General features: G+C 58.9%; 22 protein-coding genes. 12 read left to right on the forward strand and 10 right to left on the reverse strand.

Going from position 1 to position 20803, the window contains the following annotated elements; all coding sequences use genetic code 11:
• Positions 1-52 precede the first annotated feature (52 nt).
• Both dmeR and dmeF read left to right on the forward strand, forming a co-directional pair.
• A complete protein-coding gene (gene dmeR, locus EKM04_RS06925; RefSeq protein ID WP_174152388.1) occupies positions 53-325 on the forward strand; it encodes a Ni(II)/Co(II)-sensing transcriptional repressor DmeR in 273 nt (90 codons plus the stop codon).
• A 9-nt stretch (positions 326-334) separates the two neighbouring features.
• Positions 335-1333, forward strand: coding sequence for a CDF family Co(II)/Ni(II) efflux transporter DmeF (dmeF, locus tag EKM04_RS06930; RefSeq protein ID WP_183897147.1), 999 nt, complete (start codon positions 335-337; stop codon positions 1331-1333).
• A 125-nt stretch (positions 1334-1458) separates the two neighbouring features.
• Here dmeF and EKM04_RS06935 read toward each other — a convergent pair whose 3' ends face one another.
• The 5 genes from EKM04_RS06935 to EKM04_RS06955 form a co-directional block, all read right to left on the reverse strand.
• A complete protein-coding gene (locus EKM04_RS06935; protein WP_183897146.1) occupies positions 1459-1740 on the reverse strand; it encodes a hypothetical protein in 282 nt (93 codons plus the stop codon).
• 221 nt (positions 1741-1961) lie between these two features.
• Positions 1962-3068, reverse strand: a complete 1107-nt coding sequence (locus tag EKM04_RS06940; RefSeq protein ID WP_183897145.1) for a quaternary amine ABC transporter ATP-binding protein — start codon at positions 3066-3068, stop codon at positions 1962-1964.
• Entirely contained in the window at positions 3061-3969 is a 909-nt protein-coding gene (locus EKM04_RS06945) for an ABC transporter permease (protein WP_183897144.1), read from the reverse strand. Before EKM04_RS06945 ends, EKM04_RS06940 begins: the two co-directional genes overlap by 8 nt.
• A gap of 241 nt (positions 3970-4210) precedes the next feature.
• Entirely contained in the window at positions 4211-5221 is a 1011-nt protein-coding gene (locus EKM04_RS06950; protein ID WP_183897143.1) for an ABC transporter substrate-binding protein, read from the reverse strand.
• 646 nt (positions 5222-5867) lie between these two features.
• A complete protein-coding gene (locus EKM04_RS06955; RefSeq protein ID WP_183897142.1) occupies positions 5868-7967 on the reverse strand; it encodes a S9 family peptidase in 2100 nt (699 codons plus the stop codon).
• A gap of 238 nt (positions 7968-8205) precedes the next feature.
• On the opposite strand from EKM04_RS06955, the gene EKM04_RS06960 reads away from it, so the two are divergent.
• The 3 genes from EKM04_RS06960 to EKM04_RS06970 all read left to right on the forward strand — a co-directional run bounded on the left by EKM04_RS06960 (position 8206) and on the right by EKM04_RS06970 (position 10469).
• The gene (locus tag EKM04_RS06960; protein WP_174152395.1) at positions 8206-8607 is read left to right on the forward strand and encodes a DUF930 domain-containing protein; all 402 of its coding nucleotides are present in this window, start codon (positions 8206-8208) and stop codon (positions 8605-8607) included.
• Between the two features lie 150 nt (positions 8608-8757).
• Positions 8758-9684, forward strand: coding sequence for a dihydrodipicolinate synthase family protein (locus EKM04_RS06965; protein WP_412762984.1), 927 nt, complete (start codon positions 8758-8760; stop codon positions 9682-9684).
• Between the two features lie 56 nt (positions 9685-9740).
• Positions 9741-10469 carry a polysaccharide deacetylase family protein gene (locus EKM04_RS06970; RefSeq protein ID WP_183897140.1) on the forward strand — a complete coding sequence of 243 codons (729 nt, stop codon included), beginning with the start codon at positions 9741-9743 and terminating at the stop codon, positions 10467-10469.
• On the opposite strand, the gene EKM04_RS06975 is transcribed toward EKM04_RS06970, so the two are convergent.
• The 3 genes from EKM04_RS06975 to EKM04_RS06985 all read right to left on the reverse strand — a co-directional run bounded on the left by EKM04_RS06975 (position 10470) and on the right by EKM04_RS06985 (position 13986).
• Positions 10470-11564, reverse strand: a complete 1095-nt coding sequence (locus EKM04_RS06975) for an AI-2E family transporter (RefSeq protein WP_412762987.1) — start codon at positions 11562-11564, stop codon at positions 10470-10472. It lies immediately after the preceding gene.
• A 152-nt stretch (positions 11565-11716) separates the two neighbouring features.
• Positions 11717-12577: a VOC family protein gene (locus tag EKM04_RS06980; protein ID WP_183897139.1), complete on the reverse strand. Its 861-nt coding sequence runs from the start codon at positions 12575-12577 to the stop codon at positions 11717-11719.
• Positions 12578-12726: 149 nt separating this feature from the next.
• A complete protein-coding gene (locus EKM04_RS06985; RefSeq protein ID WP_183897138.1) occupies positions 12727-13986 on the reverse strand; it encodes a glycosyltransferase in 1260 nt (419 codons plus the stop codon).
• 3 nt (positions 13987-13989) lie between these two features.
• On the opposite strand from EKM04_RS06985, the gene EKM04_RS06990 reads away from it, so the two are divergent.
• From EKM04_RS06990 to EKM04_RS07000, 3 genes are all read left to right on the forward strand, one after another.
• Complete coding sequence (locus tag EKM04_RS06990; protein WP_174152401.1) at positions 13990-14160, forward strand: hypothetical protein; 171 nt, start codon at positions 13990-13992, stop codon at positions 14158-14160.
• A 67-nt stretch (positions 14161-14227) separates the two neighbouring features.
• Positions 14228-14896: a PAQR family membrane homeostasis protein TrhA gene (gene trhA, locus EKM04_RS06995; RefSeq protein WP_174152402.1), complete on the forward strand. Its 669-nt coding sequence runs from the start codon at positions 14228-14230 to the stop codon at positions 14894-14896.
• A gap of 70 nt (positions 14897-14966) precedes the next feature.
• Positions 14967-15470: a GNAT family N-acetyltransferase gene (locus tag EKM04_RS07000; protein WP_183897137.1), complete on the forward strand. Its 504-nt coding sequence runs from the start codon at positions 14967-14969 to the stop codon at positions 15468-15470.
• Here EKM04_RS07000 and ftrA read toward each other — a convergent pair.
• Complete coding sequence (gene ftrA, locus EKM04_RS07005; protein WP_183897136.1) at positions 15451-16452, reverse strand: transcriptional regulator FtrA; 1002 nt, start codon at positions 16450-16452, stop codon at positions 15451-15453. The two genes, EKM04_RS07000 and ftrA, sit on opposite strands and share 20 nt — an antisense overlap.
• A gap of 88 nt (positions 16453-16540) precedes the next feature.
• Between ftrA and EKM04_RS07010 the strand changes: the two genes are divergently transcribed.
• Complete coding sequence (locus tag EKM04_RS07010; protein WP_183897135.1) at positions 16541-16954, forward strand: rhodanese-like domain-containing protein; 414 nt, start codon at positions 16541-16543, stop codon at positions 16952-16954.
• A gap of 95 nt (positions 16955-17049) precedes the next feature.
• Here EKM04_RS07010 and msrB read toward each other — a convergent pair whose 3' ends face one another.
• Positions 17050-17460 (reverse strand): peptide-methionine (R)-S-oxide reductase MsrB, encoded by a 411-nt coding sequence (gene msrB / locus EKM04_RS07015; protein ID WP_174152404.1) that lies wholly within the window; start codon positions 17458-17460, stop codon positions 17050-17052.
• A 189-nt stretch (positions 17461-17649) separates the two neighbouring features.
• On the opposite strand from msrB, the gene EKM04_RS07020 reads away from it, so the two are divergent.
• From EKM04_RS07020 to EKM04_RS07030, 3 genes are read left to right on the forward strand one after another with little or no spacing between them, the layout of a single operon-like run.
• Positions 17650-20001 carry a putative monovalent cation/H+ antiporter subunit A gene (locus tag EKM04_RS07020; protein WP_183897134.1) on the forward strand — a complete coding sequence of 784 codons (2352 nt, stop codon included), beginning with the start codon at positions 17650-17652 and terminating at the stop codon, positions 19999-20001.
• On the forward strand, positions 19998-20417 hold the full coding sequence (locus EKM04_RS07025; RefSeq protein WP_174152406.1) for a Na(+)/H(+) antiporter subunit B: 420 nt from the start codon (positions 19998-20000) through the stop codon (positions 20415-20417). The genes EKM04_RS07020 and EKM04_RS07025 overlap by 4 nt, the downstream gene beginning before the upstream one ends.
• Positions 20417-20794, forward strand: coding sequence for a Na+/H+ antiporter subunit C (locus EKM04_RS07030; RefSeq protein WP_174152407.1), 378 nt, complete (start codon positions 20417-20419; stop codon positions 20792-20794). The genes EKM04_RS07025 and EKM04_RS07030 overlap by 1 nt, the downstream gene beginning before the upstream one ends.
• Positions 20795-20803 lie beyond the last annotated feature (9 nt).

A 20803-nucleotide genomic window follows, 5' to 3' on the forward strand; every position in this document is an offset into this window, starting at 1 on the left:
AGATGGTGAGATCCTTATAGGATACCCCCCTATACTATCTTGAAAGAACCCCATGTCACACACGACCGAGAACAAGGACAAGCTCGTTGCGCGCATTCGTCGCCTCAAGGGGCAGATGGAGGCGGTGGAGCGCGCGCTGGAAGGCGGCAAGCCGTGCGGAGAGGTGCTGCAATTGCTGGCATCCGTGCGCGGTGCGCTATCAGGATTGACAGGCGAGGTGATGCTGGAGCACCTGCATGAGCATGTCCTGCATGCGCAAGATGACGAGGAGCGTGCCCGCGCCACGGAAGAGTTGGCGCAGGTTCTGAAAACCTACATTCGATAGAGGCGCGCCATGACGGTAACGACTGATCACTCCCATCCCCATGCTCATGCACACGGCACGCACGGCCACGTCTTTCTGGGTGAGGACCATGCGCGCAACGAACGCCGGGTCTGGGCGGTCATCGCGCTTACGACGGTGATGATGGTAGCGGAAATCGCGGCGGGAAGCTGGTTCGGCTCCATGGCGTTGACGGCGGATGGCTGGCATATGGCGACCCATGCCGGTGCGATGCTGATTTCGGCGCTCGCCTATCTCTATGCCCGTCGCCAGATCAAGAATGCCCGTTTCACCTTCGGCACCGGCAAGTTCGGTGATCTCGCGGGTTTCGCCAGCGCCGTCGTGCTGGGCGTCGCCGCACTGATGATTGCCTGGGAAAGCCTGTTGCGTTTCTTTACGCCCGTGGACATCGATTTCAATCAGGCGATTGCCGTTGCAGCCATCGGTCTCGTCGTCAATATCGTCAGCGCATGGCTGCTGAAGGATGACGACCATCATCACGACCATGGGCACGGCCATGGGCATACGCATGGCAGTCACGCCCATCATGGCCATCACGCTCACCACGAAAGCCATGGCAGCAAGGACAACAATCTGCGCTCGGCCTACCTGCATGTGCTGGCCGATGCGCTGACATCGGTTCTCGCCATTGTTGCGCTGTTCCTGGGCAAATGGAACGGCTGGACGTTTCTCGATCCGGCCATGGGCATCGTCGGCGGCATCGTCATTGCCCGCTGGTCCTGGGGGCTGTTGCGGTCAACGGGGGCGGTGCTGGTGGATGCGGTTCCGCGCGCTGGCGATCTGTCGACGCAAATTCGCAGCAGGCTGGAAACGGCGGAGGAGCGGATTACCGATCTGCATGTCTGGCAGGTGGGGCCGGGGCATCATGCGGCCATCGTTGCCATCCGGTCACCGTCTCCGCAAGCGCCATCCTTCTATCGACAGAAGCTGGAAGCGATTGGGGAATTGTCGCACATCACCGTGGAAATCAACGCGGCTCATCCGGGATGAGGCAAGAGGGGCGGGGCGTTCTGAAGAGTGAAGGCCCGATAAAGACGGACTGCGCCGCTCGTTAATCCGGTGTTAACGATAAATCTGTCATCTGACCACGCCTTGTCAAAAGGCGCGATGATTTTTCAATGTTCGGTATAGGCCTGACGGAGCCACACGGATTCGACTTGAGACATAGGCTGAGCAGCGCTGCTCTGGGAGGCGGCGTCATTGGCTGCGGCTTCGTTGTTCACGGTCCACAGAACGTTGGCAAGCGATGTCGCCTCCAGCGCGTTGACGAAGGATATCTTGCTGCCGCTCCGCGTCGCCTGCTGATGTTCTGGTGCAACGGTCTCGGTCGATCGCTTTTCAATGTGCTGCGACCGGGGATGATGCGCCGATCCGCCGATATTGTTATCGATATTCATAGCAAGCCTCTCTCTGCCTGATTAACGAAGTATTAATGGCTGAAGCTTGCGCGAGGCTTGCGTCGTCGCACTCGGCTGTGTGTTGAGTGCTTGACAGGTCTGAAAGTGGTGCTTCGTTTTTGCATTTTTGGGGCTTGCAAAATGGGAAAAGGCCAGCTTTTGACGATTCCCTTTCCAGGCAGGATGCCCTCCGCAACGTCAGTCGCGAAGGGCCAGGAGAATCAGGCGATGCGCTTTTCCGGCGCAGGCGCAGGCTCCGTTGCCACCGCTTGCGGCGGGGTTGCTTCATCCAGTGCCTCGTCATCCTGCGTGGCAGGCGTCACCATGGCGGCCATCAGCGTCTCGATGCCGATGCTGCCCACCGTCTTGCCGTCCTCGTCCACCACCTGCGCGGTGGTTTCATTGGCGTCGGTCATATCACGGGCGATGTTTTCCAGCGTGTCGGTCTCCAGAACCGAAATCGTTTCCTGCGCTGGGATGGCCGGTTCCATGACCGTCGTTGCCTGAAGCACGCGTCCGCGGTTTACGTCCCGCACGAAGTCGCTGACATAGTCATTGGCCGGGTGCTGGATGATGCTCTGCCCGTCGCCCTGCTGGACCATTTCGCCATCCTTGAGGATTGCGATATGGTCACCCAGCCGCAAGGCCTCGTCCAGATCGTGCGTGATGAAAACCACGGTCTTCTGCAACTCCTGCTGAAGATCGAGCAGCATCGTCTGCATATCGACGCGGATCAACGGGTCGAGCGCGGAATAGGCCTCATCCATCAACAGAATGTCGGCATCGTTGGTCAGTGCGCGGGCAAGGCCCACCCGCTGCTGCATACCACCGGACAGCTGGTTGGGATAGTTGTCCTCGTAACCATCGAGGCCCACACGGTTCAGCCAGTACCGACCCTTTTCAAGGCTGTCCTTGCGCGACACGCCCTGAATATCGAGACCGTAGACGCTGTTTTCCAGCACGGTCCGGTGCGGCAAAAGACCGAACTTCTGGAATACCATGGCGGTCCTGTGGCGACGGAAATCGCGCAGGCTGGAACTGCCCATGGAGCAGATGTCCTGTCCGTCATAGAGCACTTCGCCAGCACTCGGCTCGATCAGCCGGTTGATGTGGCGGATGAGCGTGGACTTGCCAGAGCCCGAGAGGCCCATGACGACGGTGATCTTGCCGCCGGGCATGGTGATGTTGATGTCGTTGAGACCCAGCACATGGTTGTGCCTGTCGTTCAGTTCGGTCTTGCTCAAGCCGTTCTTAACGGCATCGAGATGTCTCTCGGGGTGCTTGCCGAAGATCTTGTAAAGATTCCGGATTTCGATGTCCTTAGCCATGTTGCACCTCGCGATATTTCTGCAAACGCTTGCCGAAGGCCTGGCTGGCACGGTCGAACATGATGGCGATGGCCACCAGTGCGAAGCCGTTCAGGAAGCCGATTGTGAAGAACTGGTTGTTGATGGCCTGAAGCACGTTCTTGCCCAAGCCGCCGACGCCGACCATGGATGCGACCACGACCATGGCGAGCGACATCATGATGGTCTGGTTGATGCCGGTCATGATGGTGGGCAACGCCAATGGCAGTTGCACATTGAACAGCTTCTGGGTGTTGGAAGACCCGAAGGCATCAGCCGCCTCCAGCGTTTCCCGGTCCACCATGCGAATGCCCAGGTTGGTCAGGCGAATCATCGGCGGTATCGCATAGATGACGACAGCGATCAGGCCCGGCACCTTGCCGATACCGAAGATGACGACCACGGGGATGAGGTAGACGAAGCTCGGCATCGTCTGCATCACGTCCAGCGTGGGGTTGATGAAGCGCTGAAGCCTCTCGGACCGCGCCATGAGAATGCCCAGCGGCAGACCGATGGCGACGGCAATCAGCGTCGCGATTGCCACGATGGACAGCGTCGTCATGGCATCCCGCCAGAGGCCAACCGCGCCGATCAGGCACAGCGAAACAGCGGTACCGAGCGTGATGCGGAAGCTGCGTCCGGCCAGATGCACCATGGCCAGCAGGCCGAGAAAGATGATGATCCACGGCGTCTGCGTGAAGAAGCGTTCGGACGAATTCAGAAACAGTTGCAGCGGGTGCACGATCGTGTCGATGACATCGCCGTAGCTGCGAACGATGTCGCGAAACCCGTCATCGATTGTCTTGCGGGCCACGCGCATGGTGCTGTTGCCAATTTCTGGAAATTTGCACAGCATATCCGGCAGAAGATTACAGAGGGCCATTATTGTTGTTTTCCCTTAGTTTTGTTGGAGGGGCTTATGGGTGCGGAAGACCCCCTCTGCCTGCCGGCATCTCCCCCACAAGGGGGGAGAACGCTAGCAGCACGCGCCTTCTTCAATCTCGACGGTGGAGATAGGCAAGATGTCGTGGCGAATTTTCTCCCCCCTTGTGGGGGAGATGCCGGCAGGCAGAGGGGGATTGGCGCGCATGACCGAACGGCCATGCACGCCAATCACACTCACATCAGATCGAAGCCTTGATCTTTTCAGCCACCTCGGGCGAAACCCACTTGGTCCAGATGTCCTCGTGGTTTTCGAGGAAATAAGCTGCACCGTCTTCATTGGTGCCCTGGTTTTCGTCCATCCAGGCCAAAATCTTGGCCAGGGTTTCGTTATCCCACTGGCGCTTCTTGACGTATTCGGCAGATGGCCCAGCCTTTTCGGCAAACTCCTTGGTCACGACGGTAAAGACGTCAGCGACGGGGTAGGCGTTCGGTTTGGGATCGGCGCAATCGGCCTTGGCGATGCAGTTGTCATAGGCTTCGCGGTCGAGCGGCACGCCGTCGTCCAGCTTGACCATGTCGTATTTGCCCATGATCGCGGTTGGTGCCCAGTAATAGCCCAGCCACCCCTGCTTCTTCTCATAGGCGTTGGAAATGGAGCCATCGAGGCCAGCGGCGGAGCCGGTGTCGACCAGGGTGAAACCCTTTTCACCCGCCTTTCGCGCCTTGAACAGATTGGCGGTGGTTGGCTGGCAACCCCAGCCGGGTGGGCAACCGAAGACGGCACCCTTGCTGGCATCTTCCGGAGCGGGGAACAGTTCTGGGTGCTTGAGCGCATCTTCAACCGTCTTGATGTCGGGATGTGCGTCGGCGAGATATTTTGGTATCCACCAACCTTCGATACCGCCGTCGCTCAGAATTTTGACGTCCTGAATGAGGTTGCCGGATTTGACGGCTTCCTCGTAAGGGGTGCCCAGCGTATTCACCCACATTTCAGGCGCCATATCCGGCTGTCCCTTCTCGTTCATGGAGGTGAAGGTCGGCGTGGTGTCGCCGGTCACGATATCGACCGTGCAGTCATAGCCGTTTTCCATGATGAACTTGTCGACATAAGCCGCAACGCCAGCGGATGCCCAGTTCATTTCTGCGATGGAGATATTGCCGCAGTCTTCAGCGGCATTGGCGGAGCTTGCAGCAGCGGCGGCAAGGATGAAGCCCGTGACAAGAATGGTCGAGGCGAGGAGTTTCTTCATGTGTAAGACCCCCAAGTCTAATGCAGTGTTTATGTGAGGCATACCGGGGCACTGCAAAGCCCGGCCTGCCAAAAGCGTCGGCGCAACGATGTCGCTGCCGGAACGCAAAGCTAAGGCCACGGAGCGTGGATTTCGCGAGCAAGCTTGCGAAGGCTCCATGTCGAATGACACGCGCGGAAAGACGAACGAGAAGCCGTCAAAGAAAAGCCGCTACGGAGCGACGAAGAGTGCCACGATCACAGCGGCGGAAAAGCGCATAAATATGTCAACGCCTTCTATAATACGGCGAGAAGATGATATTGCAACGCAAAATGTGGCAATGCAGCCATGCGCGGATATCCGGAACCATCTCTGGTTTCACATAATACTTCCATGATTGATTTTTTGACTTGATGATATCAAGAATTTTTCATGTAAAAAATGTTAATTCAGATATATTCGAATATATATTCAGATAAATTGAAGTCACGATTTTTTGTGGAAAAAAATCTCACAAAAGGCATTTCGGAAGGTATTTTCCTCCGATTTCCATCGAGTTCGTCATCCTCGGGCTTGTCCCGAGGATCTAATCCCACTTCTGCGCATGCAACGTCGCAGATGCCCGGGACAAGCCCGAGCATGACGACGAGGAAACGTTTGCCGACCTTTAAACAGCAGCCTTGGCCGCTACCTTCAACGCAAACGCATACTCAAAGGCGATCTCTTCCAGCCGCTGGAAGCGACCGGACTTTCCGCCATGGCCCGCCGCCATGTTGGTTTTCAACAGGATTGGCGCGTCACCCGTTGTATGCTCCCGCAGTTTCGCCACCCATTTTGTCGGCTCCCAGTAGGTCACACGCGGGTCGGTCAGGCCGGAAATGGCGAGCATCGGCGGGTAGGACTTCGCCGTCACGTTGTCGTACGGGCTGTAGGCGGCGATCCACTGGTATTCCTCTTCCGACTCCAGCGGGTTGCCCCATTCGGGCCATTCAGGCGGCGTCAACGGCAGGGTATCGTCCAGCATGGTCGTCAGCACGTCCACGAAGGGAACGGCGGCGATGATGCCTGCGAACTTCTCAGGCGCCATATTGGCGACAGCACCCATCAGCATGCCACCGGCAGACCCACCTTCGGCAATGATGCCGGAATAGGAGGTGAAGCCCTCCTGCACCAGATGGTCAGCTGCGGCGATGAAGTCCTTGAACGTGTTCTGCTTGTGCTCCATCTTGCCGGTTTCGTACCATTCGAAACCCTTGTCCTTGCCGCCTCTGATATGAGCCACGGCATAGACAAAGCCGCGATCGGCCAGCGACAGATTGTTGGTGCTGAAAGATGCCGGAATGGAGATGCCGTAGGCGCCGTAACCGTAGAGAAGACAAGGAGCAGACCCATCCAGCGCCACGTCCTTGCGGTAGAGCAGGGACACCGGCACCAACGCGCCATCATGCGATGTCGCCATGATGCGACGGGTAACGTAATCATCAGGGTTATGGCCTGACGGTACTTCCTGCGTCTTGAGCAGTGTCCGCTCGCGCGTCACCATGTCGTAGTCGAACAGCTGGCTTGGCGTCGTCATCGAGGAGTAGCTGAAGCGGATAACGTTGGTGTCGTATTCGGCAGCACCATGCAGACCCAGCGAATAGGCTTCTTCGTCAAAGGCGACGCTGTGTTCCTCACCGCTCATACGGTCACGGATGACAATGCGCGGCAGGCCATCGCGGCGCTCCAGCCAGATCAGGTGACGGGCATAGGCATCGATATCGAGAATGAGACGGCCCGGCTCGTGCGGCACGACCTCCGTCCAGTTTTCCTTGCCCGGTGCCGTTACCGGCGTCTGGCAAATCCGGAAATCCTTGGCGTCGCCGTCATTGGTCAGAATGTAGAAGACGTCGCCGCCCTCGCACAGCGAATATTCGATGCCTTCCTCACGCTCCGCCACGATCTGTGGTTCTGCCATCAAATCCTTTGTGGAGAGAATGCGGTATTCGCTGGTTTCGTGGTCGTGGATATCGATGAAAATAAAATCATCGAGAACCGACGCGCCCACGCCCATGAAGAAGCCAGGGTCCTTTTCCTCATAAACCAGCCGGTCGGAGGACTGCGGCTGCCCGATAATATGGTGGAAGACCTTGGAGGGGCGGTGGTTTTCGTCCTGGAGCGAATAGAAAAAGCTCTTGCCATCCGGCGCCCATGCGCCACCACCGGCGGTGTTTTCGATCACGTCTGCCAGATCGACGCCGCTTTCCAGTTCGCGAACCCGCAGCGTGTAATATTCCGAACCCTTGTCGTCATAACCCCAGATGCCGCGACTGTGATCGGATGTCTGGTCGAGGCCGGCGAGACGGAAATAATCCTTGCCTTCGGCTTCCTTGTCACCATCCAGCAGGACGTGCTTCTCGCCGCCGCCGCGTGGCGTACGGAAATAATGCGGCTGCTCCCCACCCGTCACGAACAGCGTGCCGTAGGCATAGGGACCGTCATTGACCGGCACCGAGGAATCATCCTGCTTGATGCGGCCCTTCATCTCTTCGAACAGCTTTTCCTGCAATAGCTTGGTATCAGCCATAGCCGCTTCCATATAAGCGTTTTCCGCTTCCAGATGGGTGCGAATGGCGGGGTCCAGGAGCGTCGGATCCTTGAACATCGCCTGCCAGTTATCTGCCCGGAACCACGCATAATCATCCGTGCGGGTCACGCCGTGATGGGTGTCGGTTACCGGCTTCTTTTCTGCAACGGGGGCTGCAGGCAGGTTTTTGAAAATGGACAAGAGGTACTCGCTTTCATGGGAAATCGGTCTGCGTGTGCACGAAGATGTAGAGCGCGGATACAGGTCTATCAAGGAGGAAAACTTATTCGGGAGAAGATCCGCTCGGCACAATTTGGTCAGCTTTCGATCACATTTTCCCACTAGATCGCAAATCTGACACATCCGTACCGATGGGTGTCACAGGTGGATTTGCCCTGCGAATCACAAAAAGAAGAAACGAAGAGCCCGACAGGATCCCATGTACAAGCTTACGTCCGTTGCCCTTCTCGCAACCCTGATCTCTCTGCCCATGGCGTTGCCTGCCTTGGCTATCGACGCCAACGTTCTCCGACAGCTGAACGTCCTTGCCCCGGAAGAACGCCTTGAGCAACGTTGCGACATCGAAGCCATGGAGCGCATCGCCAAGGAACAGAAGGGCATGAAGCCCGACAAGGTCATCGCTTACGCTTTCGGTGACCCGGACGTGACCTCCGATAGCATCAAGGCGTCGGGTGCGGTTTTCAGAAGTGCTGGCGAGTGGTACCGGCTGCGCTACAAATGCCAGATCACACCATCCACGCTCGGCATCAAGGACTTCGACTACAAGGTCGGAGACAAAGTGCCTGAGGCACAGTGGGCGAAGCATTACCTGTATGATTGAGGTAGCGCCGCTCGGACATTTCGGTGGCCACAAGTGCCGCCCCAGCCCAAGGCAGAGTTGCCATTCGGCAACGATATCTAACTGATTTCATATTGACATTGCCGCCCGTCGATTTGCCGCTTAATCCTTTTTTGAGAGGGTTTTGGGGATATGTCTATGAATGTGGGTTTTCACGGGCTTTCGGCGTTTCCGCTGACACCGGCGGATGAAGACGGCGTTGTCGATGTCGAGGCATTGGCGCGGCTGATCGAGCGGCTGGATGCGGCAGATGTCGATAGCGTCGGGCTTTTGGGCAGCACCGGAAGCTATGCCTATCTGTCGCGATCCGAGCGCCTTCGGGCCGTTCAAGCCGCTGCGGAATGCGTCAAAGGCAAGAGGCCGCTGATCGTCGGTGTCGGCGCTCTTCGCACCAGCGAATCCGTTGCGCTGGCGAGGGATGCGGAGAAAGCCGGTGCGGATGCCTTGCTTCTGGCACCTGTCTCCTACGCCCCGTTGACGCAGGAAGAGGCTTACCACCACTTCGCAGCTGTTGCCGGTTCGACGAGCCTGCCGCTGTGCATCTACAACAACCCGTCCACGACCCAGTTTGTCTTCGGCGACGAACTCCTGGTGCGTTTGGCCTATATTCCGCATATCCGCGCCGCCAAGATGCCGCTGCCCTCCGACATGGCTTTTAGGGATGAGCTGGAACGTCTGCGCCCACGGCTGGGTGAGGGGTTCGCCATCGGCTATAGTGGGGACTGGGGTGCGTCGCAGGCGGTGCTGCAAGGCGCGGATTGCTGGTACAGCGTCATTGGTGGTCTGCTGCCGGTGCCGAGCCTTCGCCTGCTGCGGGCAGCCAAAGCCGCAGATGAGGCCGAGGTGCAGCGGATCGAGGCATATTTCCAGCCGATGTGGGCTCTCTTCAAGGAGTTCGGCAGCTACCGTGTGGTCTATGCGGCGGCAAACCTCCTGTCGCTGACCCATCACCAGCCGCCCTTGCCGGTCATGCCGCTCAGCGTCAGCGATTGTGCGCGCGTCGAAGACGCATTGGCGACGCTGTCGGAACTCGATGGTCTGCCCGCCGCCACGCCATAATTCCGGCACTTTGCAGGCAGAATGGCCTTGGGCTCCTGATCGAAGAAGGCTCCGACATGCTGAAGACACTTGCTTTTGCCGCAGCGATGGCCGCCTGCGCATCGCCCGTTTTCGCGGGAAACGGCCTGCTGGAGCCGAAACTGAAAATGCAGCCCGGTAAGGCGGCGCATGCCACACGCGTTGCGATCACGCTCGATGCCTGCATGGGCAAGACGGATTTTCGGATTCTCGATACGCTCGTCAACGAGAAAATTCCCGCCACCATCTTCGTCACGGCGCGCTGGTTGAAGCACAACCCTGAAGCACTTGCGGTGATGATGTCGCATCCCGACCTGTTCGAACTGGAGAACCACGGCGAAAACCACATTCCGGCGGTTGACACGCCTGTCTCGATCTACGGCATCGCAGCCGCAGGATCGACAGCGGCAGTCGAGCAGGAAGTGGAAGGCGGCAGTCTCGCGGTTGCCTCAGCCACCGGCCACCAGCCTCACTGGTTTCGCGGCGCGACGGCCAAATACACCAACTCCTCGATGGCGACCATCAATCAGCTCGGCGAGCGCGTCGCAGGCTTTTCCATCAACGGTGACGGCGGCTCACTGCTGGGTGCCAGCACCACAGCCAAGCACATCGCCTCCGCAAAAGACGGCGACGTCGTCATCTCCCACATCAATCAGCCCACGCACGAAGCGGGCGAGGGCGTGGTCAAAGGCCTGCTGGCTCTCAAAGCCCGCGGCGTCATCTTCACCCGGCTGGACGATCCGGCGTTTAACGCCCCGTCGAATTGATCAGGACGGCAAATTCGGCACGACGCGGCGGGACGGAAACAGCTCGCGGGCGACTGTCATGCCGATGAGGGACAGGGGCAAGGCGAGCATGGCACCGGCAGCGCCCCACATCCACGTCCAGAAGATAATGGCGACAAAGACGAGGAAAGGGTTGATTTCCATATTGTTGCCGATCACGGCGGGGAAAGCGAGGTTCTCCATCAAGAGGTGAATGGTGAAGAAGATGATGGCGGGCATCAGCGCCAAAACCAGACTGTCATGGGTGAGGATACCTGCAATCGTCAGCGCCAGCGTCATGGCGGTGATGCCCAGAAACGGCACGAAGCTGGAAAGAAACGCGAACAATCCCCACAAAAACGGCATGGCGAGACCGCCGACATAGGCGATGACGACCATGGTTGTGCCCAGCCCTGCATACATCATCGATGCTGTCGCGAAATAGGAACTCAAGACAGTCTCGATGGAGGCGATGGTGCGGATGGTGCGCAGACGTTGGTGACGCTGGGGAAACGCCATGATCATGGCTTTGCGCAGGCGAATGCGGCTGTAGAGAAACAGCAACAGGGCTGCAAAGAAGATCAGACCTTGCACGATCGCTGGCGTGATGTTGGTGCCGATCACGGCGATGATGTCGCCGCTACGCGAAATGAGCGATTCCATCGAGATGGAGTTGAGACTGAAGGTGGCGGCGGAAAAATTAAGCCACCGCACGCCTTGCAGATACGGCACGATGCGGTCGATGGCCTTTTCGGCAATGCCGGGGCCTTCACGCGCAAGCGTCGCCAGCGGGTCGACCAGCGAATTGATGACCAGAAATACCACCAGCGCAACGGCGGACGATAGAATGACCGCAACCGCGAAGCCGGGGATGCCGTAAGCGCTCAACTTGCTGGCAGCGACGCCCAGAATCATCCCGACGACGATCGCCATGACGATGGGAATGAGGATGATCGACAGCGAGTGGATGACACCCATGAGAACGATGAGAAAGAGGCCGACGGTTGACCACGCGACCGCCACATCCAGCGCTTCCCGACCCAGTGGCTGCTGGCTACGTTCTTCTTCGTGGGCTGTTGCCAGCGCGGTCTGCGTCATCGGGTCCCGATGATCGTTACGCTCGCTCATTCTCGCGGCCTTCTTGCGATTGTTTGTCGCCTGATCATTCATTTCCCATGCCCCTGCCAAACCCAATAACGCTTTGCTTATATTGCAGTTCCCGCAGGGGCAAGATTTAGAGTTGTACCAGGTCAGGCAGACAGCTTAAGGCCGATACCCCAGGGGTCTGTGAGAGCAATGCCATCGCTCTGGCGTTCGGTCGCAATCTCCATTCGGTCGAGTGCGGCAATCGCACGATCGAGCGATGCTTTCTCGTTGAATGTCAGCGAATAGCCAGAGAGACCCGTCATGGTGTCGGTCCGGGCCTGTGCGCCACGGCTGTTCCAGATATTGGCCGCGACATGATGATGGTAGGCACCGGAGCCGAAGAAGCTTGCACCGGGATAGCGGGCCATGATCTTCAGTCCCAGCACATCCTGATAAAACGCGTCCGCTTGCGGAATATCGCCCACCTGCAGGTGGATATGGCCGATAGCAGTGCCCTCTGCCGCTTTGGCAAATGTTGCTTTCGGGGCGCTGTCGTAAAGCGCTTGAAGGTCCAGCCGCTCTGTCGCCATGGCAATGGTGCCATCGGGTTTGTAGTCCCATTCGTCCGGTGTGCGGTCACGGTAGACCTCGATGCCGTTGCCTTCGGGATCGGCCAGATAGATCGCCTCGCTGACCAAATGGTCGGACGCGCCCTGAAGCTGGACATTGCTGTGCGCGACATGCGTCAGCCACAGCGCCAGATCGCTGCGGCTTGGCATCAGAAACGCGGTGTGGAACAAGCCAGCCGCGTTGCCGGGTGCCTGTGTGGCGCTTTTAGCGGTCGTCAATGTCAGCAATGGCTGACCGTTCACGCCCAGCACATGTCCGCTCGCGCTCCGCTCGATGACCGAGAGACCGATAATCTTCTGATAGAAATCGGATACCTTGTCCAGATCGAGGACCCCGAGATGGGCTTGGCCGACATAGGCGGGGCGTGTCAGGGCGAATTGTTTTTCACGCGTCATATTTCATGCACTCCGATCCGGTACGCCGCGCAGCGGCTATTGCCGTGACTGTGCGCGATATCTATCGTTCAGAAAAGATGCGTATTCGGCGAATAAGTGTGCAATATTTGTTGACGGTGGAACCAGTCCACCGTCTTCTTGGACGCGCATCAGATCAGTCTTGCCTGTTCCAAGGCGCTGATGGCGTTGGCTATCCCGTTTTCCGCACGCAGCTTTTTTCCCAGCGCCCGTGCCGTCCTGTGCCGTTCGGGGCTGTCGGCTTCCAGAATGGCGTCCCTCAAGGCCTCTGCGGTCAAGGCTTCGCGCGGCGGCGTCTGGCCGGCAACGCCGAGCTTGCGGAGGCGCGACGCCCAGAAGGGTTGATCGCCGAAGACGGGAATGACGACGGAGGGAATGCCAGCGCGGCAAGCGGCATTGGTCGTGCCTGCGCCGCCGTGGTGAACCGCAAGCGCCATGCGCGGGAAAAGCCAGTCGTGCGGTGCGCGATCGATGGTCATGACGTCGTCCCGCGCCTCGGCCTGATCGTACAGACCACCCCATCCGCTGGCCAGCAGAAGGCGCTTTCCCGCGGTTTTGACGGCCTCGCGCACCAGCGCGGTGAAGGCTTCCGCATCATGGTTGAACATGCTGCCGAAGCCGACATAGACGGGCGGCGGGCCTGCGTTCAGAAACGCGGAGAGTTCTTCTGACGGTGTGAAGGATTGCGCCTCTTCCAGAGACCAGGAGCCGGTTACCTTTACCGTTTGCGGCCAGTTGCGGCCGGGCTCCACCATCGTCGAGCTGAAGCCGAAAAGGCTCAACTGCTTCGTCTGCGGCCCATGATATGGGCCGCGTCGGCCGTAAGGTTGAAGACCGAGTTTCGGCCTTACCACCTCGTTATAGGCAGGCCTGTACACGCTCCATACCGTTTTGCGCATGAAGCGCCCAAGCAGATGATTGATCGCAGGGGGTAAATCATAAGCCCAGTTCGGCATGGGCATCAAAGGCGGGTTGTGCGAGGGAAGGGTCGGAACCAGCTGCGTTTCGACGACCGGCAGCTGAAGTTTCTGCCCGAGCGCCTCTGCCAGCAGATAGACGATCCCGTTGCCGATCAGCAGATCGGCCCCGTCTGCGGCTGCAAGACCCTGCTCGGGCCAGACGGCTGCGATATCTCGAAGCTTGTTCTTGAAGGCCTTGACCATGGCGAATGTGCCGAGACCTTTCCGTTGCAGACCCTCGTTCTTGCGCATCCATTCCAGAAAATCCCCCGAAAGCGGCGCAAATTCCAACCCGTGAGCCGTGACCAGGCCGGCGCAGGAGGGATCGGAGGCGATCCGGACATCATGGCCAGCCCGTTTGAGCCCGGCACCGAGCGCCACGAGTGGGCGCACGTCACCCTCTGTTCCAACAGTGAAAAGAACGATCCGCATGAAATGACCTTTTTGAAAAATCTTTTAAGGGGTCATAAGAAAACAGGACTGGAGGAAGCACAATCCCAGAAAATCACCCTTTCAGTCATCTCGAAGGCGGTGGTGAATCTGAACGCAAAAGAGGCAGATCTCACCATTTTCGGTGCCGCGGAATGCAAAGTGATCGGCTTTTGAGCCACCGGTCTTGTTCCCGTCGCATATTGTCTGCATTGTTTCCGAAAGGACTTTGCGGGAATGAATTATGAGTGAGACTTGGCGCTTCGGCCGCCGTTATGACCTTCATGAGATCGTGGCGGACGGCATCGTTCACGGTGTCGGTATAGTCTTTGCGCTGATTGGTGCGACGGCGCTGATTTTCTACGTGACGTTATGGGATAGCCTCAGTGCTATCGCTGCCGTCTGGATCTATGCGCTCGGTCTCGTCCTCTGCCTGTCCATTTCATTCACATACAACATCTGGCCGCATTCCAACGTGAAATGGTATTTGCGCAGGCTGGATCATTCCGGCATTTTCATTCTCATCGCCGCCACCTACACGCCCATCCTTCAGCGCGGCATCGAAGATCCGCTGATCGCATTGACGCTCGCCGGTATCTGGGCAGCCGCTATTTCCGGTATCCTGCTGAAATGCTTTTTCCCCGGCAGGTTCGATCGGCTGACGATCCTGCTCTACCTTAGTATGGGCTGGAGTGGCGTGATGGTTGCCGATCGCCTGTCCTACCACCTCCCGCCGCTCAGCCTCTGGCTGATCGTCATCGGTGGCATCATCTATTCCATGGGCGTGATTTTCCACGTGTGGGAGCGCCTGCGGTTCCAGAACGCCATCTGGCACGGCTTCGTCGTGGTCGCCGCAGCGGTCCACTACACCGCTGTCATGACCAGTTTCAGTCTGGCCCCCGTCGCAACGTAAAATCGCTTCACCGTTTCAACTCTTGCTTTATGGTGTCCGCAAACAGTGATTTGCAGCGGATCTATTCAGCATGACCACAGACCTACGCGACGCCACCCTCGATGACCTCCCCGCCATTATGGAAATCTACAATGACGCGGTCCTGAACACGACCGCGATCTGGAACGACATTCTGGTCGATCTCAATAATCGTAAGGAATGGTTCAAGGCCCGCAAGGACCGTGGCTTTCCTGTAATCGCCGCCATCAAGGACGGCGCGGTCGCGGGTTACGCGTCCTATGGCGACTGGCGCGCTTTCGATGGCTACCGCCACACCCGCGAGCATTCGGTCTATGTCCACAAGAGCGCGCGGGGCTCCGGCCTTGGCAAACTGTTGATGCAGGGCTTGATCGATCACGCCAAGGCCAATGACGTCCACGTCCTCATCGGTGCCATCGAATCCGAAAATACCGCCTCCATCCGCCTCCACGAAGCGCTCGGCTTTCGCGTTGCAGGCAAATTTTCCGAGGTCGGCACAAAGTTCGGCCGCTGGCTGGACCTGACCTGCATGGAACTCAAGCTTCCTGCGGCGTAAGATTTTTTGCACCGAACCGTGCGCGGTATGCTGCGGGCGTGGTGGAAAACTGCTGACGGAAGTGGTGCCGCAGATTGGCGGCACTGCCCAAACCGCTTGTCCCGGCGACCGCTTCGATGCCGAGCCGCGATGATTCAAGGAGGTCCTTGGCCCTGGACAGGCGCTGAAGCAGCAGCCATTTGGCGGGTGTCGTGCCAGTGGCGGCCTCGAAGCGGCGCAAAAACGTGCGGCTGCTCATGCCGACCAACGTTGCCAATTGTGCGACCGTGTAGTCTTGGCAAAGGTCGGCCTGCATCGCGTCCAGAAGCGGACCGAGGCGTGCCTTTTCGTGGGGCACCGGAACGGCCTTGTCGATGAACTGAGCCTGCCCGCCATCACGATGCGGCACCACAACCAAACGCCGTGCCACCAGATTGGCAGCCTTTGTGCCGAAATCCCTGCGCACCAGATGCAGACAAAGATCGATGCCCGCAGCACTTCCCGCTGCCGTCAGCACTGTGCCTCCATCCACATAAAGCACATCCGGCAATACCTCGATGTCTTTGAATGTCGCCTTGAGGCTGTCCGTGTAGCGCCAATGCGTGGTGGCCTCCCTGCCAGCCAGCAATCCTGCCGCTGCCAGCACGAAGACGCCGGAGCAGAGAGACACAACCCTTGCGCCATTTTGATGCGCCTTGCGCAAGGCCACGCACAGCGCGTCTGGCACGGGTTCATGGATGCCGCGCCAGCCCGGCACGATGATGGTCCCCGCCTGCTCGATGATATCCAGCCCGCCGTCGGTGACGAAGCGTATCCCCCCCGCCGCGCGCATTTCGCCTTCATCCACGGCGGCGACGGCGAAATGATACCAGTCGTTGCCCATTTCCGGCCGTGCCAGCCCAAAGATCTCAACAGCCACGCCAAATTCGAACGTGCATAGCCCATCATAGGCAAGGACGACGACAAGACGATTGGGTGATGTTTGTGTGTCGGCTTTTGGCATGATGTTTACGGTATATGGTCATCATGCCACCTGCCAGTCTTTTCGCGTCATGGGTATGGTTCTTCAAAGAAAGCCAAGGAGAAGCCCGATGAGCTCTGTAACCGATATTCGCGCAGCAACACCACAGGTCGCTATCGACCATTTTTCGAGAAGGCTATCGCTGGAGACGGATTGTGCCGATGTCTCTGCGTGCCTGAAAAGCGGAGAGCCGGATTTCGTTTTGCTGCACGTTATCGGCGCTGCCGATATCTTCGCAGCCAGGCATATTCCCGGTGCCATTCACCTGCGCCACGCAGATATGACGCGGGAACGCATGGCGCAGTGGCCGGACGAGACCTTGTTCGTGGTCTATTGCGCCGGTCCTCACTGCAACGGAGCCGACCGCGCAGCGCTCAATCTTGCCCGTCTGGGCCGACCTGTCAAAATCATGATCGGCGGCATCACCGGTTGGGAAGATGAGGGGTTTGCGTTCGCGTCGACGGTTGCCACAGACGCGGGCTGAGCGTTGCAGATGTAAAGTGCCAGAAAACGCCCGATAACAATAAAGGCCACGCTGCCCGAGAGGTAACGTGGCCTTTCTCATGATAGAAATCCCGCTCAATCCTGCGGTTCGAAGACCATCGAGTGGCCGTTGATGCAGTAGCGCAGGCCGGTTGGGGGTGGACCATCCGGGAAGACGTGGCCCAGATGTCCGCCGCAATTGGCGCAGCGAATCTCCGTGCGCACCATGCCGAAGGCCGTGTCGCGCAGCTCGATGACGGCATCCGGTTTGACCGGCTCGAAATAGCTTGGCCAGCCGCAGCCCGCATCGAATTTCGTGTCGGACACAAACAGCGGCTCGTCGCAGCCGGCGCAGCGGTAGAGGCCTTTTTCGGTGCTGTTCCAGTAGGGACCTGTGAAGGGACGCTCCGTGCCGTGTTCGCGCAGGATCCGGTACTGGTCCGCCGTCAGCTCTTCGCGCCACTGTGCGTCAGACTTGGTGATTTTGGATGATGTGAGATCGCTCATGGGGAGATCCTTTCGTTTGTCCCAAGATAGTGTGTCGCGGCGACGGTTAAAAGAGGAGACGGCTTTAACCGGGGATAAAGACGTTGTGACCTCATCGGCGACCGAAAACAGTTGAGGCGCGTGGCACCATGCCCTAATTGAGGGATAACAAAACGGGGCCGTAGACATCGGCAGGGCTGGGGAGACGAAATGATTGGACATATCCCGCTGCTGACATTCGCCGTGCTTTTCCTGCCTTTCATCGTGGCATTGTGCGCGCCCTTTGTCGTTCGCAGGCTCGGTCATCATGCCGTCTGGCTCCTGGCGCTCGCGCCCGCAGCCGCCTTCGTCCACTTCCTTGGTTTCATTCCGGAAGTCGCAGCGGGCGAGATCGTGACCGGCGGTTACGTCTGGGTGCCGAGCTTCAATCTCAGCTTTTCCTGGTTCATCGACGGTCTGTCGCTCACCTTTGCGCTGCTCATCACCGGCATCGGCACGCTCGTCGTGCTCTATGCGGGCGGTTACATGAAAGGTGATCCGCAGCAGGGGCGTTTCTTGGCCTTTCTTCTGCTGTTCATGGGCGCGATGCTGGGCGTCGTTGTGTCGGACAGCTTGATGATGCTGTTCGTCTATTGGGAACTCACCTCGATCACATCCTTCCTGCTCATCGGCTTTGATCACCGCCGCGAAGCATCCCGGCGCGCAGCCTTGCAGGCGCTGGTGGTCACCGGCGGTGGCGGGCTCGCCCTTCTGGCAGGCATCATCTTCATCTGGAACATCAGCGGCACAACGCAGCTTTCCCTGCTGGTGCACGGCAATGACGTGTTGCGCCAGAGCCCGTTCTATTTCGCCACGCTGCTGCTTGTGCTGGGTGGTGCCTTTACCAAATCGGCACAGTTCCCGTTTCACTTCTGGCTGCCCAACGCCATGGAAGCGCCAACGCCGGTTTCGGCCTATCTGCACTCCGCCACCATGGTCAAGGCGGGCGTCTATCTGTTGATGCGGCTGAACCCTGTCATGGGCGACACGGCAGCCTGGGAAATCCTCTTGCCCTTCTTCGGTGGGCTGACGATGCTGACGGGCGCATGTCTCGCCATCCGCCAGACGGATCTGAAGCTGATGCTGGCCTATACCACCGTGTCGTCGCTCGGCCTTCTGGTCATGCTGACGGGTTTCGGGACAGAGCACGCCATCGAGGCGGCGGTGCTGTATCTGGTGGCGCATTCGCTGTTCAAGGGCGCGCTGTTCATGGTCGCAGGCATTATCGATCATGAAGCGGGAACGCGAGACGTGACGAAGCTTGGCGGTTTGCGCAAAGCCATGCCCATCACCTTTATCGCCGCACTGGCAGCGGCCATTTCCATGGCGGGCCTGCCGCCGTTCATCGGCTTTCTGGCCAAGGAGGAAATCTACTACGCGCTGGCGCAAGCCAATCCCCGCGCCATTCTTTTCACTGGCATCGCCATCATCGGAAACGCGCTGATGCTGGCCGTCGCTTTCGCGGTGGCGCTGAAACCCTTTGTCGGCAAGCCGAAGACCACGCCGAAACATGCCCATGAAGGCCCGATCCTGCTCTGGCTTGGTCCCGTCACCCTGGCGCTCGGCGGGCTTTTGGCAGCCTTGTTTTCGGGTGCTTTTCACGCTGTTGTCTCGACGCCCATGGCGACGGCCATCGCAGGCGAGCCGCGCCCGGTGGACATGTCGCTGTTGCCACATGTCGGTGTTCCGCTGGCACTCTCTTTGTTCACCGTGGCGCTTGGCGTCATGATCTATACGAAATTGACGCTGGCACGCGGGCTGATGGTCCGTGCATTCGATGCGGCCGGTCCGGGGCCGGACAAAGCGTTTGATCGCGTCATATCCGGGCTGGTCAAGCTGTCCTTCTTCGTCACGCGCATGGTTCAGCCGGGCAGGCTGGAATTTTACGTCACCGCCACCTTCGCCATGATCGCGCTCGTTTTGCTGGTGCCGATCTTTGCCTATGGCGAGGTGCCGTCCATGCCCTCCTGGCCGTCAGAAATCCAGTTTCACGAACTCACCTTCATCGTCATCGCCATCATCGGCCTGATCGCGGTGCTGACGGCGGCCAGCCGTCTGACGGCCATCGTCGCGCTCGGCATTCAGGGCTTTGCTGTCGCTGTGCTGTTTTTGCTGTTCGGTGCGCCGGATCTGTCGTTCACCCAGTTCATGGTGGAAACGCTGTCGGTCGTGATTTTCACGCTGGTCATGACCCGGCTGCGCCTGTGGCCATCCGATCACCGTGGCAAAGGTCAGAAGTTGCTGGATGGCAGCATCGCGCTGGCCTGCGGCACGGGCTTTGCGCTCATGTTGCTGAAGGCAACGCAACAGCCGTTCAATGCCAGCCTCAGCGAATTCTTCGGTGCCTATTCCAAGGTCATCGCCCACGGAAACAACGTGGTCAACGTCATCATCGTGGATTTCCGAGGCACAGACACGCTGGGCGAAATCGCGGTTGTCATGATCACCGGTCTTGCCATTCTGGCGCTGATCCGGGTCCGTTCAAAACCTTCAACCGGCGCGGATAAGGCGGGCAGGGCATGAACACACTGATCTTCCGTACCGTCGCGCCGGTCATCACCAGCCTCATGCTGCTGTTTTCCATTTTCGTCCTGCTGCGCGGCCATAACGAACCCGGTGGCGGCTTCATTGGCGGGTTGATTGCCGTGTCGGCGCTTGCGGTCTATGGCATCGCCTTCGGGGTGGGAACTGTGCGGCGCGCCATCGTCTTTGACCCGCTGTCGATTGCCGGTTTCGGGCTGTTGCTCGCCACGCTGTCCGGCATGGTCTCGGTCTTTGTCGGCGTTCCCTTCATGACCGGGCTGTGGATCTATCCCAGCCTTGCGGGCGTGGAAGTGCCGCTCGCCACCGTCATCTCCTTCGATATCGGCGTGTATCTCGTCGTGGTCGGAGGCTTTACCGCAATAGCACTGGCCCTGGAAGAAAGGGAGCGTGACTGATGGAAGCGGTCTTTTCCGGTCTCGTCGGCATTTTCTTTTCCGCCGCGATCTACCTCATGTTGTCGCGCCACAGTGTGCGCCTGCTGCTGGGCATCGCCCTCCTCGGCAATGCGGTCAATCTGCTGCTGTTTACCGCAGGCAGGCTGACACGGGAGGTGCCGCCCATCATCGGGGCGGGAGAGGATGTGCTGGCGGCTACGACGGCAAACCCGTTGCCGCAAGCGCTCATCCTTACGGCCATCGTCATCTCCTTCTGCTTTTTCTGCTTTCTGGCCGTGCTGGTCTGGCGGGCGTTCCAGGCGTTGAAGACCGACGACACCAATGAAATGCGTGCCGCAGAACCGGCGCGTGAACCGCTTCCGCCGCTCGGCTATTGAGAAACGGAC

The organism is Rhizobium skierniewicense Ch11 (genome assembly GCF_023757665.1).
In the GTDB taxonomy this organism is placed as follows: Bacteria; Pseudomonadota; Alphaproteobacteria; order Rhizobiales; family Rhizobiaceae; genus Agrobacterium; species Agrobacterium skierniewicense.